Annotated in this window: 15 protein-coding genes; 8 read left to right on the top strand and 7 right to left on the bottom strand. The window is 72.2% G+C overall.

The window, feature by feature from the left end:
- The 8 genes from I73_RS27460 to I73_RS11430 form a co-directional block, all read left to right on the top strand.
- Positions 1-992: ATP F0F1 synthase subunit alpha (locus tag I73_RS27460; RefSeq protein ID WP_040500265.1), on the top strand; the 992-nt coding region annotated here is incomplete at its 5' end.
- Between the two features lie 6 nt (positions 993-998).
- The gene (locus tag I73_RS11460) at positions 999-1,925 is read left to right on the top strand and encodes a F0F1 ATP synthase subunit gamma (protein ID WP_022980742.1); all 927 of its coding nucleotides are present in this window, start codon (positions 999-1,001) and stop codon (positions 1,923-1,925) included.
- 105 nt (positions 1,926-2,030) lie between these two features.
- A complete protein-coding gene (locus I73_RS11455; protein ID WP_022980741.1) occupies positions 2,031-2,489 on the top strand; it encodes a MarR family winged helix-turn-helix transcriptional regulator in 459 nt (152 codons plus the stop codon).
- Between the two features lie 22 nt (positions 2,490-2,511).
- Positions 2,512-4,566: an FUSC family protein gene (locus I73_RS11450; protein WP_022980740.1), complete on the top strand. Its 2,055-nt coding sequence runs from the start codon at positions 2,512-2,514 to the stop codon at positions 4,564-4,566.
- Positions 4,563-4,772: a DUF1656 domain-containing protein gene (locus I73_RS11445; RefSeq protein WP_022980739.1), complete on the top strand. Its 210-nt coding sequence runs from the start codon at positions 4,563-4,565 to the stop codon at positions 4,770-4,772. Before I73_RS11450 ends, I73_RS11445 begins: the two co-directional genes overlap by 4 nt.
- A 10-nt stretch (positions 4,773-4,782) precedes the next feature.
- Positions 4,783-5,730, top strand: a complete 948-nt coding sequence (locus tag I73_RS11440; protein WP_051049177.1) for an efflux RND transporter periplasmic adaptor subunit — start codon at positions 4,783-4,785, stop codon at positions 5,728-5,730.
- 5 nt (positions 5,731-5,735) lie between these two features.
- The gene (locus I73_RS11435) at positions 5,736-7,238 is read left to right on the top strand and encodes a TolC family protein (RefSeq protein ID WP_022980737.1); all 1,503 of its coding nucleotides are present in this window, start codon (positions 5,736-5,738) and stop codon (positions 7,236-7,238) included.
- Positions 7,239-7,513: 275 nt separating this feature from the next.
- The gene (locus I73_RS11430; RefSeq protein WP_022980736.1) at positions 7,514-9,211 is read left to right on the top strand and encodes a 2-isopropylmalate synthase; all 1,698 of its coding nucleotides are present in this window, start codon (positions 7,514-7,516) and stop codon (positions 9,209-9,211) included.
- 7 nt (positions 9,212-9,218) lie between these two features.
- Here the strand turns inward: I73_RS11430 and I73_RS11425 are convergent, their stop codons facing one another.
- The 7 genes from I73_RS11425 to cydP all read right to left on the bottom strand — a co-directional run bounded on the left by I73_RS11425 (position 9,219) and on the right by cydP (position 13,769).
- On the bottom strand, positions 9,219-9,581 hold the full coding sequence (locus tag I73_RS11425) for a carboxymuconolactone decarboxylase family protein (RefSeq protein WP_022980735.1): 363 nt from the start codon (positions 9,579-9,581) through the stop codon (positions 9,219-9,221).
- Positions 9,582-9,653: 72 nt separating this feature from the next.
- Positions 9,654-10,277, bottom strand: coding sequence for an MBL fold metallo-hydrolase (locus tag I73_RS11420; protein WP_022980734.1), 624 nt, complete (start codon positions 10,275-10,277; stop codon positions 9,654-9,656).
- Between the two features lie 54 nt (positions 10,278-10,331).
- Positions 10,332-10,640, bottom strand: a complete 309-nt coding sequence (locus I73_RS11415) for a cyd operon YbgE family protein (RefSeq protein ID WP_022980733.1) — start codon at positions 10,638-10,640, stop codon at positions 10,332-10,334.
- Positions 10,637-10,762 carry a cytochrome bd-I oxidase subunit CydX gene (gene cydX, locus I73_RS31615; RefSeq protein ID WP_022980732.1) on the bottom strand — a complete coding sequence of 42 codons (126 nt, stop codon included), beginning with the start codon at positions 10,760-10,762 and terminating at the stop codon, positions 10,637-10,639. The genes I73_RS11415 and cydX overlap by 4 nt, the downstream gene beginning before the upstream one ends.
- 32 nt (positions 10,763-10,794) lie before the next feature.
- A complete protein-coding gene (gene cydB / locus I73_RS11405; RefSeq protein ID WP_022980731.1) occupies positions 10,795-11,937 on the bottom strand; it encodes a cytochrome d ubiquinol oxidase subunit II in 1,143 nt (380 codons plus the stop codon).
- A gap of 9 nt (positions 11,938-11,946) precedes the next feature.
- A complete protein-coding gene (locus tag I73_RS27455; protein ID WP_022980730.1) occupies positions 11,947-13,581 on the bottom strand; it encodes a cytochrome ubiquinol oxidase subunit I in 1,635 nt (544 codons plus the stop codon).
- Complete coding sequence (cydP, locus tag I73_RS11395; RefSeq protein ID WP_022980729.1) at positions 13,578-13,769, bottom strand: cytochrome oxidase putative small subunit CydP; 192 nt, start codon at positions 13,767-13,769, stop codon at positions 13,578-13,580. The genes I73_RS27455 and cydP overlap by 4 nt, the downstream gene beginning before the upstream one ends.
- Positions 13,770-13,792: the final 23 nt, after the last annotated feature.

Raw genomic sequence — 13,792 nt, 5'->3', positions numbered from 1 at the left:
CCATCGGCCGCGGCCAGCGCGAGCTGCTGATCGGCGATGACGGCACCGGCAAGAGCGCGCTGGCGCTGGACGCGGTGATCCACCAGCGCGACCAGGGCGTGCGCTGCATCCTGGTGCTGATCGGCCAGCGCCGGGCCGAGGTGGCCGAAACCCTGCGCCTGCTGGCCGCACACGACGCCCTGGCCCACACCACCGTGGTGGTGGCCGAGGCCGGCACCCTGCCGGGCCTGCAGTACCTGGCGCCCTTTGCCGGCTGCGCCCTGGCCGAGCACTGGATGCATGCCGGCCACGACACGCTCATCGTCTACGACGACCTGGGCAAGCACGCCCAGGCCTACCGCGAACTGTCCCTGCTGCTGCGCCGCCCGCCCGGGCGCGAGGCCTACCCCGGCGACATCTTCTACCTGCACTCGCGCCTGCTGGAGCGCTCCACCCAGCTCAGCGCCGCGCTGGGCGGCGGCAGCATGACGGCCCTGCCCATCGTGCCCACGCAACTGGGCGAGGTGGCCAGCTACATCCCCACCAACCTGATCTCCATCACCGACGGGCAGGTCTACCTCAGCACCAAGCTCACGGCCGCGGGTATGTTCCCGGCCATCGACGTGGGCACCTCGGTCTCGCGCATCGGTGGCAAGGCCCAGCACCCGGCCATCGCCCGCGAATGCAAGCGCCTGCGGCTCGATTACCTGCAGTTCCTGGAACTGGAGCTGTTCACCCGCTTCGGCACGCGGCTGGACGAAGGCATGCAGGCCCGCGTCGCGCGCGGCCACCTGCTGCAGGCCCTGTTCCGCCAGGCCCGCCTGGCCACCCGCTCGGCCGCCGTCACCCTGGCCTGGCTGGTGGCCCTCAACGAAGGCCGACTGGAGGGCTTGCAGGGTGAAGCCCTGCGGCAGGCGCTGGCAGCCCTGACTGCCATGGCCGCCAGTGCCCCGGCACTGGACGCGCCCCGGGGCGACTGGGTGGCCGCCGTGCAGGCGGCGCTGGGGGCCTGAGCCGGCATGACTGCACAGCTGCAACTGCGCGAGCGGGCCACGCTGCTGGCCGACCTGCGGCAGATCGTGCAGGCCATGAAGAACCTGGCCCTGGCCGAGCTGCAGCGCCTGCAGCGTTCCCAGCCGGCGCTGGCCGAGGCCCAGACCACGCTGGAGGCCGCCTGGCTTGAGTTGGCCGACCCCACGGCGCGCCCCGAAGGCGGCGGGGCCGAGGACCGCATCTGGCTGGTCATCGGGGCCGAGCGCGGCTTCTGCGGCGCCTTCAACGCCCACCTGGCCGATGCGGTCTCCACGCTGCAGGCCTTGCCCGGCCAGACCCTGTGGCTGGCCGGGCAACGCCTGGCGGACGCCTGGCTGGCCAACCGGCCGGCCGGGACCGGTCAGAACCCGCCTCGCGTGCTGCCCGGCTGCGGCGCGCTGGACGAGGCCGAGCCGGCGCTCGCCGCCTGGCTGCAGGCCGCCACCGAGGCGGTGGCCGGCGCAACGGCGCCCCAGGGCGGGCCGCGGCCCGCGGTCTGGCTGCTCTCCACGGGGCCCGCCGGCTTGCGGGCCCAGCGCCTGCTGCCGTCGCCAGGGGCGCCTCAGCCTTGGTCGGACGCGGGCGCGGCGGCGCCGACGGCGATGTCTGTCTCGTGGGCATCCTCCCCGCCCCCCCGCCAGGCGCCGATCCGCCTGGGTCTGCCCCGGCCGGTGCTGATGGCCGCGGTGCTGCACCAAACGGTGCGGGTGCAGCTGCGGGCCGCGCTGGAAACCTCGCTGGTGCAGGAGAACCACGCCCGCCTGGCCCAGATGCAGCGCGCCCAGGACCATCTGGACGAGCTGGCCGCCGAGTTGCGCCGCCGCTGGGCCCGGCTGCGCCAGGCCGACATCACCAACGAGCTGGAACTGCTCACCGCGGCCCTGGGCCCGGACGCGATCCCCGGGCGCGGCTGAACGCCCCGGCCGGCCGGGGCAATGGCCCTGTGGCCCAGTCGACATTTGATTCAGCAAATAATTTGCTTTGCAAACTATTTGCTGACAAAGCAAACGAGGCCCCCCATGCTCGACGACGCCACCCTGATGCACCTGACCACCACGCTGACCCGTGTGGCACGCAGCTTCCGCGCGGCGGCGGACGAGGTCAGCAACACCTACGGGCTCTCGCATGCCATGGCCTGGCCGGCGGTGATGATCGGCCGCATGGGCGAAAGCGCCCGTCCCGGTGCCGTGGCCGAGGCCGTGGGCCTGGAGCCGGCCTCCCTGGTGCGGGTGATCGACCAGCTGGTGGCGGCCGGCGTGGTGGTGCGCCATGAAGACCCGCACGACCGCCGCGCCAAGGTGCTCAGCCTGACGCCCCTGGGCCAGCAGCAGGTGGCCCGGGTGGAGCAGGCCCTCAACGTGATGCGGCGCGAGCTGCTTCAGGGCCTGCCGGACGAGGACCTGCGGGCGGCCCTGCGGGTGTTGCTGCGCCTGGAGGCCGGCGTGGCCGAGTTGCCCAAGGCCGCCGCACGTGGCTGACTCGAGCCCGAGGACCGCACCTGTGAACTGGCCCACCCGCAGCGAGTGGCTGTACTCGCTCAAGTGCTTTGCCGCGTCCATGCTGGCGCTGTACGTGGCCCTGAAGGCCGGTCTGCCGCGCCCTTTCTGGGCCATGATGACCGCCTACGTCGTGGCCAATCCCCTGGCCGGTGCCGTGCGCTCCAAGGCGGTGTACCGCTTCGGCGGCACCTTTCTCGGCGCGGCGGCCTCGGTGGCCCTGGTGCCCACGCTGGCCCATGCGCCGGCCCTGCTGTCCCTGGCACTGGCGCTGTGGGTGGGCCTGTGCCTGTTCATCTCGCTGCAGGACCGCACACCCCGCTCCTACGTCTTCATGCTGGCCGGCTACACCGCGGCCATGGTGGGTTTCCCCTCGGTGGACCAGCCCGAGCAGCTGTTCGACAACGCGCTGGCCCGGGTCGAGGAGATCGGGGTGGGCATCCTCTGCGCCAGCCTGGTCCACAGCCTGGTGCTGCCCGTGGGCATGAGCGGCCCGCTGCTGGGCCTGCTGGACCGCAGCCTGGGCCATGCCCGCACCTGGCTGTCGGACCTGGCCGCGCGGGCCCACCGGGCGGACGCGGGCGGCGCCACGCTGGCGGCCGACCGCCAGCGCCTGGCCGCCGACATCACCCAGCTGCGCATCCTCTCCACCCATGTGCCCTTCGACACCGGTCACCTGCGCTGGACCGAGGGGGCCCTGCGCGAGATGCAGGACCGCCTGGCCGGCCTGACCCCGGCCCTGTCGGCCGCCGAAGACCGGCTGCAGGCACTTGAAGAGGTGGAGGGCCGGATCGCCCCGGACGTGGTGGTGGTGCTCGACGCCCTGGGCGAATGGCTGGCGCTGCCGCCGGCCGACCAGGCGGCCGCGCTGCCCTGGCTGCAGGGGTTGCTTGACAGCCTGGGCCGTGACCCGACCCACGCCGACTGGCCGCGGGCCCTGCGCATCAGCCTGGCCACCCGGCTGGGCGAACTGCTGCGGGGCTGGCAGGCCTGCGGGGCCCTGCGCGCCGAGATCGACACCGGCCTGACCGGTGCCGCGCCGGCCGTGGCGCGGCGCCCCACGCTGGGGGCCCGGGTGCTGCACCGCGACCATGGCATGGCCCTGCTGTCGGCGCTGGCCGCCGTGGTGGCGGTGGGCTTTTGCAGCCTGGTGTGGATCCAGACCGCCTGGCCCTCGGGTTCGGTGGCGGCCATGATGTCGGCCATCTTCTGCTGCTTCTTCGCGTCGATGGACGACCCGGTGCCGGCCATCTCCAGCTTCCTGAAGGCCACAGCCTGGTCCATGCCCATCGGGGCGGTGTACGTGCTGGTGCTGCTGCCGCTGGCGCACGATTTCGGCATGCTGGTGCTGGTCTGCGCGCCGGCCTTCGTCGGCCTGGGCTGCCTGGCGGCGCGGCCGGCCACTGCCGGCTCCGGCATGGCCATGATCATGGGTGTGGCCGGCTCGCTGGCGCTGGGGGACACCGCCACGCTGGACTTCCCCTACTTCTTCAACAGCAATCTGTCGCTGCTCATGGGCATCGCGGTGGCCGCACTGGTCAATCAGCTCATGCGCTCGGTGGGCAGCGACGTGGTGGCGCGCCGCCTGCGCCGGGCCGCCTGGCGTGAGCTGGCGGAACAGGCCGCGGCGCGGCGGGCCGTGCCCGACGACAGCCACGCCGTGCGCAGCCTCGACCGCATCGGCCTGCTGGCACCGCGCATTGCCCAGACCGCGCCGCAGCAGCGTGACGACGCCGCCCGTGCGGCCCTGCGCGAGCTGCGCGTGGGCGCCGACATCGCGGTGCTGCAGACCCAGCGCGCCGCCGGCCGCGCCCCGGGGGCGCGTCTGCTGCTGGCGGGCATCGCCCAGGGCTTCCGTCAGTGGTCCGACCAGGGCCCCAGCGCCTGGCCCGATGTCTTGCGCCGCGCGCTGGACCGGGCCCTTTTGCGCGCGCTGCGGCCGGCGGCGGATGCGGCCGACCCCGCGGCCCTGGTCACCGCCCTGGTGGGCCTGCGCCGCAACCTGTTTCCCCAAGCCCCTCGGACGCTGGGCGCCCCTGTCCAGGAGCCTGCCGCATGACCGGTGAATTCGATCTCGAGGGCCTGTACGTGCCCTGGCTGATGGCCCTGGCCTTGCTGGCCCTGGTGCTGAACTGGGGCCTGCGCCGCCTGCTGGCGGCCGTGGGTGTCTACCGCTGGGTCTGGCATCCGGCCCTGTTCGACATGGCGCTCTACCTGGTGCTGCTCTACGGCCTGCACCGGCTGACCGCGCAATTCCTGCTGTGAGACGGTGTTGATGACTTTGAAACCTCTGTTCACCCGCGAACGGGCCCGGCAGCTGCTGCGCCCGGCGACGACCCTGCTGATGGTGGCGGCAGCCCTGTGGGCCTGCCGCGGCCTGTGGGACCACTACGAGCTGGCCCCGTGGACGCGCGATGGCCGCGTGCGGGCCAATGTGGTCCAGATGGCGCCGGATGTGTCCGGCCTGGTGACGGCCGTGCCGGTGCAGGACAACCAGCCCGTTCATGCCGGTGACGTGCTGTTCGAGGTGGACCACGCCCACTACGCGCTGGCCCTGCGCGAAGCCGAGGCCGCGCTGGCCGCGCGTCAGGTGGCGCTGGCCCAGGCCCGGCGCGAACGCGACCGCAACAGCGGGCTGGGCAGCCTGGTGTCGCAGGAGCAGCAGGAGCAGGCCCGCGCCCGGGTTGAGGAGAACACGGCGGCGCTGGAGCAGGCCAAGGTGGCGGTGGATGCCGCGCGCCTGAACCTGCAGCGTGCCGAGGTGCGCGCCCCCACCGACGGCACCGTCACCAACCTGGACATCCGCGTGGGCGGCTACGTCAGCGCCGGCCGGCCCGCCCTGGCCCTGGTGGATGCCCATTCCTTCTACGTCGAGGGCTACTTCGAAGAAACCAAGCTGCCGCGCATCCACCTGGGTCAGGCCGTGCGGGTGACGCCCATGGGCAGCAGCACCGCGCTGCACGGCACGGTGGAAAGCGTGGCCGCCGCCATTGCCGACCATGACCGTGCCACCAGCGCCAATCTGCTGCCCGCGGTGAACCCCAGCTTCAACTGGGTGCGCCTGGCCCAGCGGGTGCCGGTGCGGGTGCGCCTGGACACGCCCTGGCCCGACGGCACCCGGCTGGTGGCCGGGCAGACGGTGACGGTGCAGGTGGAGGAGGGGGCTGCCGCTGCGGGCCCCACCCGCACCGCCCAGGCCCCCGTGGCCCGCCAGGCGGAGTGACGACCATGCGCCTGCGCTCTCTGGTGCCCGGCTCTTGCGTGGCGGCCCTTCTGCTGCTGGCCGGCTGCAGCCACGCGCCGGTCGGCCCCGACTACCAGCTGCCCCCCCAGGCCCTGGCCGCTCAGCCCGCTGCCAGCGCCCCCTTCGCCGAAGCGGCGTCCGCGCTCTACAGCCCCGAGCCCCTGCCGGCCGCCTGGTGGCGGCTGTACGAGGACCCGCGGCTGGACGGCCTGGTGCAGCAGGCCCTGGCCCACAACACCGACCTGCGCCAGGCCGTGGCCAACCTGGCCCGCGCGCGCGCGCTGGAGGCCGAGGTGGCCGGCGCCCAGCAGCCGGCGGTGGGAGTCAACGGGGGCGTGGTCATGGGGCACAAGTCGGGGCTGGACTACCTGGCGCCCGGCTACACGCCCAAGCCGGAATGGGAGACCGCCGCGGGCCTGGCCGTGTCCCTGCCGCTGGACTGGTTCGGCCAGCTGCAGCGCCAGGCCGAGGCCGCGCAGGCCAGCCGTGAAGCGGCTGAGGCCGCCACCGACCTGGCCCGGGTGCAGGTGGCCGCCGGCACCACGCGGGCCTATGCCGAGGTCTGCGCCCTGGGGCTGCAGCTGCGCAGCGCCCGCCACTCGGTGCAGCTGCAGGACGAGGCCGTGACGCTGACCCGGCGTCTGCAGCAGGCCGGGCGCACGGGGGTGACCGACGTGGCCCGCGCCCAGGGCCAGCTGGAGCATCTGCGCGCCGCCATCCCGCCGCTGCAGGCACGTCGCCAGGGCGCGCTCTACCGCCTGGCCACGCTGACCGGCGCGCTGCCCCAGGCCTTGCCGAGCGGGGCGGCCGACTGCGACACGCCGCCGCAGCTCCAGGGCCTGATCCCGGTGGGCGATGGCGCGGCCCTGCTGCGCCGCCGGCCCGACGTGCGCCAGGCCGAGCGCGAGCTCGCGGCGGCCACCGCCCGCATCGGCGTGGCCACGGCCGACCTCTACCCGCACATCCGCCTGGGCCTGTCGGTGCAAAGCGCCAGCCCGGCCACCGACATCCTGGGCTCGGACAGCGTGGGCTGGAGCCTGGGGCCGCTGATCTCCTGGACCCTGCCCAACACCGGCGCGGTGCAGGCCCGCATCGCCCAGGCCGAGGCCGGCACCGCGGGCGCGCTGGCGCACTTCGACGGCACCGTGCTGACCGCGCTGCGCGAGACCGAAACCGCGCTCAACGCCTACGCCCGCGAACTGGACCGCCGCGCCGCGCTGCGCGCCGCCCGGGCCCAGGAGGCCACCGTGGCCGAGCAGGCCCAGCGCCTGTACCAGAGCGGCCGCACCGGCTACCTGCCTGCGTTGGACGCTCAGCGCGCGCTGGCCAGTGCCGAGGCCGAGCTGGCGGCCAGCGAGGCGGCCCTGGCCGACGACCAGGCTCAGCTCTTCCTGGTGCTGGGCGGGGGCTGGCAGCCCGAGGCGGCCGCGCCCCAGGCGGCGCTGGCGCCCGCGCCAGGTTTGACGAGCCCCCGCCCGCCGGGTTAAGGTCGCGCCCCATGACCTTGCGCACCCTGCTATCCCGCGAGTCCAGCCTAGTGCTGGGCCGGGATCGGCTCGCGTGCACGCGCCGCTGACGGACCGTCCGGTCCCAGGCGCACCACCCCTCCCCTGATCCCGGCCTGCCAGCGTCCCGTCTCCTGACGGGCGCGAGGGAGGGCTGCGCGCATCCACACCCTGTCGTCCTGTCCTGCTGCGGCCCTGGCCGCGGCCGGGAGGGCAGGGTCATGCCCTGAGCCTCTTCTGCCGAACCCGGGATCACGATGATCGACCAGCCCGCCACCAAGTACCGCCCCTTTCCCGCCATCGACCTGCCGCAGCGCCAATGGCCTTCGCGCCACATCGGCCAGCTCGCCCAGGCCCCCGTCTGGCTGTCCACCGACCTGCGCGACGGCAACCAGGCCCTGTTCGAGCCGATGAACGTCGAGCGCAAGCTGATGTTCTTCGCTCGCCTGGCGGCCTGCGGCTTCCGGGAGATCGAGGTCGGCTTTCCGGCGGCCTCGCAGACCGACTTCGACACCGTGCGCCGCCTGATCGAGGAAGACCGCGTGCCCGAGGGCGTGACCCTGATGGTCATGACCCAGCTGCGCGAAGACCTGATCGAGCGCACCGTGGCGGCCCTGCGCGGCGCGCCCCGCGCCATCGTCCACCTCTACAACGCCACCGCCCCGCTGTGGCGCGAGGTGGTGTTCGGCCTCTCGGTGCCCGAGGTGATGGACCTGGTGGACCACCATGTGCGCCACCTGCGCCGGCTGACCGATGCGGTGCCCGAGACCGAATGGGTGCTGCAATACTCGCCCGAGACCTTCTGCATGACCGAGCTGCCGGTGTCGCTGCAGGCCTGTTGCACCGCGCTGGACGCCTGGGACGCGGGCCCGGGCCGCCCGGTCATCATCAACCTGCCGACCACGGTGGAGGTGGCCACGCCCAATGTCTTTGCCGACCAGATCGAGTGGATGGACCGTCACCTGCCGCGGCGCGAGCATGTGGTGTTGTCGGTGCACCCGCACAACGACCGCGGCACCGGCGTGGCCTGTGCCGAGCTGGCCCTGCTGGCCGGCGCGCAGCGGGTGGAGGGCTGCCTGTTCGGCAACGGCGAGCGCAGCGGCAATGTGGACCTGGTGACGCTGGCGCTCAACCTCTACACCCAGGGCGTGCACCCGGGGCTGGACCTGTCGGACCTGCCGGCCCTGGTGCAGGTGGCCGAGCAGTGCACCGCGCTGCCGGTGCACCCGCGCCACCCCTATGCGGGCGACCTGGTGTTCACCGCCTTCTCGGGCTCGCACCAGGACGCGATCAAGAAGGGCCTGGCCGCGCAGCGCCCCGGCGCGCCCTGGGCCGTGCCCTACCTGCCCATCGACCCGGCCGACATCGGCCGCAGCTACGAGGGGATCATCCGGGTCAACAGCCAGTCGGGCAAGGGCGGCATCGCCTACCTGCTGGAGCGCGACCACGGCCTGGTGATGCCCCGGCGCCTGCAGGTGGAGTTCAGCGCGGTGGTGCAGCGCCATGCCGACGCCAGCGAGGCCGAGGTGACCTCGGCCGCCTTGTGGCAGCTGTTCAGCCGCCACTACCTGAGCCCGCAGGGGGCCGAGGGCGCGGTGACGCTGTCGTCCTGGCAGGTTCAGCCCGGGCCGCAGGGCAGGGTGCAGGTGCGGCTGCAGCTGGCCATGGGCGAGCAGCGCTGGGCCGGCGAGGGTGAGGGCGCGGACCTCCCGCAGGCGGTGGCGCAGGCCCTGGCGCCGGGCCTGCGCCTGGGGGCGGTCAGCCGATCGAGCACGGGGCGGGGCCGCGCCACCCAGCACTGGGTGCTGGTGGAGGGGGCGGTGGCCGGCACGGCGGGCACCGCCTTCGGGGCGGGCCACGATGCCGACGCCGAGCGGGCGACGCTGCAGGCTGTCCTGAGCCTGGCCTGCCGGCTGGACTGCCTGGCCCAGCCGGCCGAGGCGGTGGACGCCTGAGGCCCGCTCAGCAGACGGCGGGCTCGGGCTGGGCCAGCGCCTCCCAGGCCTTCAGGGCCTCGGCGGCGTACATCAGGGCCGGGCCGCCGCCCATGTAGACGCACACGCCCAGCGCCTCTTCCACCTCGGCCCGGGTGGCGCCCAGGCGCACCAGGGCCTTGACGTGAAAGCCGATGCAGCCCGAGCAGTGCTGGGTCACGCCGATGGCCAGGGCCAGCAGTTCCTTCTGCTTGGCGCTGAGCGCGCCCTCGGCCAGGGCGCCCTGGGCCAGGGCGCTGAAGCCGCGCATGGTGGCGGCCTGGGACTGGCGGAAGGGGCCGAGCTGGGCGTTGATGTCCTGCATCAGGCCGGTGTGGTCGAAGGTGCTCATGAAGACTCCGGCGCCAGGTCGGCGCAAAGCCTTCAATATACCCAAGTGGGTATTTGTGACATTCGATCCAGATCAGTGCGACGCCGGGCCGCCGCGGGGGCCTTCCGGCAGGCGGGCCACCCGGGTCAGGAAGGCGTCGCGGCTGGTGTTGCCGAACCAGGGGTGCCAGCGGCGCTGCTCGCCCACCGTGGCCACCATGCGGCCGCGCTGGGCGCAGCCGGCGAACAGCAGGGTCTCGTCGGGCAGGCGGAAGACGACCTCGTGCACGCTGTCCCACAGCGACTGGGGCTGGGCCGGGCGGGTCTGGTAGTGGCAGCCGTCGACGGCCAGCAGGTCGCCGCAGAACAGCCGGTCGCGCCAGCGAAAGCTCAGGCAATCCGCGGTGTGGCCGGGCGTGGCCAGCACCTCGATGTAGTCGTCGCCCAGCGGCAGCAAGGGCTGGGCCGGCGGGCGCTGCTGCACCCAGGGCGCCGCCAACTGGTCCAGCGCCACCTGTTCGGCCGGGCTGTGCTGGGCGGCATGGGCATGGGTGCGCAGCACCCAGCGCAGCTGGGCGCGCTGCTCGGTCAGCATGGCGCGGATGACGGGCACATCGGCGGCGCGGGGGTCGATCACCACGGCCTCGCCCGTTTCGGCCTGGGTCAGCAGATAGCTCACCGTGCCGGTGGCCTCGTCCAGCAGCATGCGGAACAGCATGGTCCTCTCCCCCTCTTCCCCTCTGGGTCTCCTGCGCCGATTCTGGCGGGGGACTCAGCGCAGGAACTTGAGCCAGGCGAAAGCCAGCAGGGCCAGCAGGCTGCTCCAGCCGGAAAACAGCCCGCGCCAGAGCCAGAAACGTGGCACGAAGCCCACGCCGCGCACCAGGCCCGCGCTCATGGCCCACAGCAGCAGGGCGGCCAGGCCATGGTCGGCCCGGCCTTGCGCGTCGGTCATCAGCGGCGGGTAGACAGAGCCGGCCAGCATCAGCGCCACGCCCAGCAGCAGGCTGGGGCCGTGCAGGCCCGGGCGGGCCGGGTCCGGTGCGTCCGAAGCCTCTGGTGCTTCAGGAGCGGTGCTCACACGCCGCCCTCGTCGCTCAGGCGGGCCGCGGCGCGGCCTTCCTCGTTCTCGCCCCACATCGCGTTCATCACGGCCAGCAGGACCGCGAAGCCCACGCCCAGGATCCAGGCGAAATACCACATGGTGTCGTCCTTTCGGTGTTGAGGGGCCGGGCTCAGTAGGCGGTGTGCTCGTTGGCCTGGATGTGGGCCACGGTCACCTTGCCGCGCATCACGCGGTAGGCCCAGCCGGTGTAGAAGACGATGATCGGCATGAAGATCAGCGTGGCGAAGAACATCAGGCTCAGCGTCAGGTGGCTGGAGACGCTGTCCCACACCGTCAGGCTGGAGTTCAGGTCGGTCGACGAGGGCATGACGAAGGGGAACATCGCGCCGCCCGCGGTGCCGATCACGCCGGCGATGGCCAGCGCGGACACGACGAAGGCGCTGAGCGTGGCGCCGGCCCGGGTGAGCAGGGCCGCGCCCAGCGCGCCGAGGATGCCCAGCACCGGCAGGACCCACATCGCCGGCCAGCGGGCGTAGTTGGCCCACCAGGCATCGGCGCTGCGCACCACCGTCTTGGCCAGCGGGTCGGGCAGGGCGGCCGGGTCGACGACCGAACTGATCGCGTAGCCGGGGATGGCACCGCTGTGCAGCCAGAAGCCCGCGCCCACGAAGGCCAGCACCATCACCACCGCCGCGCCCAGGGCCGCGTTCTGGGCCCGGGCCTGCACGGCCCCTTCGGTGCGGTGCGACAGGTACACCGCCCCGTGCAGCGTGATCATCGCGCTGCTGACCACGCCGCTGAGCAGGGCGAAGGGGTTGAGCAGGGCCCAGAAGCTGCCGGTGTAGGTGGAGATCAGGTAGTTGTCGAAGTGGAAGGGCACGCCCTGCAGCAGGTTGCCGAAGGCCACGCCGAAGATCAGCGGCGGCACGGCGCCGCCGATGAACAAGCCCCAGTCCCAGGTGCTGCGCCAGGTGGCGTTGTGGATCTTGCTGCGGTAGTCGAAGCCCACGGGGCGGAAGAACAGGGCCCACAGCACCGCCAGCATGGCCCAGTAGAAGCCGCTGAAGGCGGTGGCGTAGACCAGCGGCCAGGCGGCGAAGATGGCGCCGCCGCCGGTGATGAACCAGACCTGGTTGCCGTCCCAGTGCGGGCCGACGGTGTTGATCACGACGCGGCGTTCGTTGTCGTTCCTGCCGACGAAGGGCAGCAGCGTGCCGACGCCCATGTCATGGCCGTCCATGATGGCGAAGCCGACCAGCAGCACGCCAACCAGCAGCCACCAGATGATCTTGAGGGTGGGGTAGTCCAACATGTCGTTCTTTCAATGGCTGTTGAGCGAGGTCCGGCGTGGATCCGGCTCGGCCGGTCCGCTGCCGGCGCCCCCTCGGGGGGCAACGACCGGCAGGGAGTGTGGGGGCTCGTTGTACCGACCGGTGCCCAGGCTGCCCGGGCCCAGGCGGGCGAACTTGACCATCAGGTACATCTCCACCACCAGCAGCACGGTGTAGAAGCCCACGAAGCCGGCCAGCGAGCCGTACAGGCTCTCCACGCTCAGCGTGGAGACCGACAGGTGGGTGGGCAGCACGCCGTAGATGGTCCAGGGTTGGCGGCCGTACTCGGCCACGAACCAGCCCAGCTCGCAGGACAGCCAGGGGATGGGCAGCATCAGCAGGGCGGCGCGCAGCAGCCAGCGCTGCTTGCCGCAGCGGCCCTTGAGCGTGCTCCAGAAGGCCAGGGCGAAGAGCAGCAGCATCGCGAAGCCGAAGCCCACCATCAGCCGGAAGGCCCAGAACATCGGGGTGACGTGCGGCACGGTGTCGTTGACCGCCTGGTCGATCATGGCCGGCGTGGCCTGGCGCACATCGGCCACGTACTTCTTGAGCAGCAGGCCGAAGCCCAGATCGGCCTGGAAGCGGTCCAGCGTGACGCGGGCGGCCACGTCGTCGTGGTGGGCGCGCAGGGTTTCCAGCGCGATCACCGCCTGGATGCCGTTGACGATGCGCTCGTGGTTCTTCTGCTTGATCTCGTGGATGCCGGGGATGGTCTTGCTGACCGAGCGGGTGCCGATCAGGCCCATCAGGTAGGGGATCTCGATCTCCCAGTCGTTCTTCTGGGCGGCCTCGTTGATGCCGGCCACCAGCTTCAGGCCGGCCGGGGCGGGCTCGGTCTCCCACATGGCCTCGATGGCGGCCATCTTGGTCTGCTGGGCCTCGCCCACGGTGTAGCCGGACTCGTCTCCCAGCACGATCACCGAGCAGACGCTGGCCAGGCCGAAGGCGGCGGCCACGCGGAAGCTGCGCTTGGCGAATTCCACGTCGCGGCCGCGCAGCAGGTACCAGGCGCTGATGGACAGCACGAACATCGCGCCGGTCACATAGCCGGCCGAGACGGTGTGCACGAACTTGGCCTGGGCGTCCGGGTTGAAGACCACGGTCCAGAAGTCCGTCATTTCCATGCGCATGGTCTGCCAGTTGAACTCGGCACCCACCGGGTTCTGCATCCAGCCGTTGGCGATCAGGATCCACAGCGCCGAGAGGTTGGTGCCCACCGCCATCAGCACGGTCACCAGCAGGTGCTGCGTCTTGGACAGGCGGTCCCAGCCGAAGAAGAACAGGCCGATGAAGGTCGATTCCAGGAAGAAGGCCATCAGCCCTTCGATGGCCAGCGGGGCGCCGAAGATGTCGCCCACATAGTGCGAGTAGTAGGCCCAGTTGGTGCCGAACTGGAACTCCATCGTGATGCCGGTGGTGACACCCAGCGCGAAGTTGATGCCGAAGAGCTTGCCCCAGAAGCGGGTCATGTCCTTCCAGACCAGCTTGCCGGTCATGACGTAGACCAGCTCCATGATCACGAGCAGCCAGACCATGCCCAGCGTCAGCGGCACGAAGAGGAAGTGGTAGAGGGCTGTCACGGCGAATTGCAGCCGGGACAGGTCGACGAGATGATCCGAGATCACGGGCGGACTCCTTGGGGGGCGGTCGGGCGGGACTCCGGGGCAGGGCCCGGGGCGATGTGCGCGGCCGCCGTGTCGGGATGGACGGGCACCTGGACAGGACGGAAGAACACCCACCACAACACCGTCAGCAGGACGAGCTTGAGCAGCACGATCCAGCTCAGGTGGCGGAGGAGGGGCCTGTCGTTCATGTCCGCTGAGGTATCAAGATGTG

This window comes from Ideonella sp. B508-1 (genome assembly GCF_000333615.1).
Lineage (GTDB): Bacteria > Pseudomonadota > Gammaproteobacteria > Burkholderiales > Burkholderiaceae_C > Ideonella.
Note: the sequence above shows the minus strand (reverse complement) of the source record. Positions and strands in the feature narration are given on the sequence as shown.

Excerpts from the sequence above, each read along its gene's own strand:
- I73_RS11460 (WP_022980742.1), top strand. The coding sequence starts at position 999 with ATGACTGCACAGCTGCAACTGCGCGAGCGGGCCACGCTGCTGGCCGAC.
- I73_RS11455 (WP_022980741.1), top strand. The coding sequence starts at position 2,031 with ATGCTCGACGACGCCACCCTGATGCACCTGACCACCACGCTGACCCGT.
- I73_RS11445 (WP_022980739.1), top strand. The coding sequence starts at position 4,563 with ATGACCGGTGAATTCGATCTCGAGGGCCTGTACGTGCCCTGGCTGATG.
- I73_RS11440 (WP_051049177.1), top strand. The coding sequence starts at position 4,783 with ATGACTTTGAAACCTCTGTTCACCCGCGAACGGGCCCGGCAGCTGCTG.
- I73_RS11435 (WP_022980737.1), top strand. The coding sequence starts at position 5,736 with ATGCGCCTGCGCTCTCTGGTGCCCGGCTCTTGCGTGGCGGCCCTTCTG.
- I73_RS11430 (WP_022980736.1), top strand. The coding sequence starts at position 7,514 with ATGATCGACCAGCCCGCCACCAAGTACCGCCCCTTTCCCGCCATCGAC.
- I73_RS11425 (WP_022980735.1), bottom strand. The coding sequence starts at position 9,581 with ATGAGCACCTTCGACCACACCGGCCTGATGCAGGACATCAACGCCCAG.
- I73_RS11420 (WP_022980734.1), bottom strand. The coding sequence starts at position 10,277 with ATGCTGTTCCGCATGCTGCTGGACGAGGCCACCGGCACGGTGAGCTAT.
- cydX (WP_022980732.1), bottom strand. The coding sequence starts at position 10,762 with ATGTGGTATTTCGCCTGGATCCTGGGCGTGGGCTTCGCGGTCCTGCTG.
- cydB (WP_022980731.1), bottom strand. The coding sequence starts at position 11,937 with ATGTTGGACTACCCCACCCTCAAGATCATCTGGTGGCTGCTGGTTGGC.
- cydP (WP_022980729.1), bottom strand. The coding sequence starts at position 13,769 with ATGAACGACAGGCCCCTCCTCCGCCACCTGAGCTGGATCGTGCTGCTC.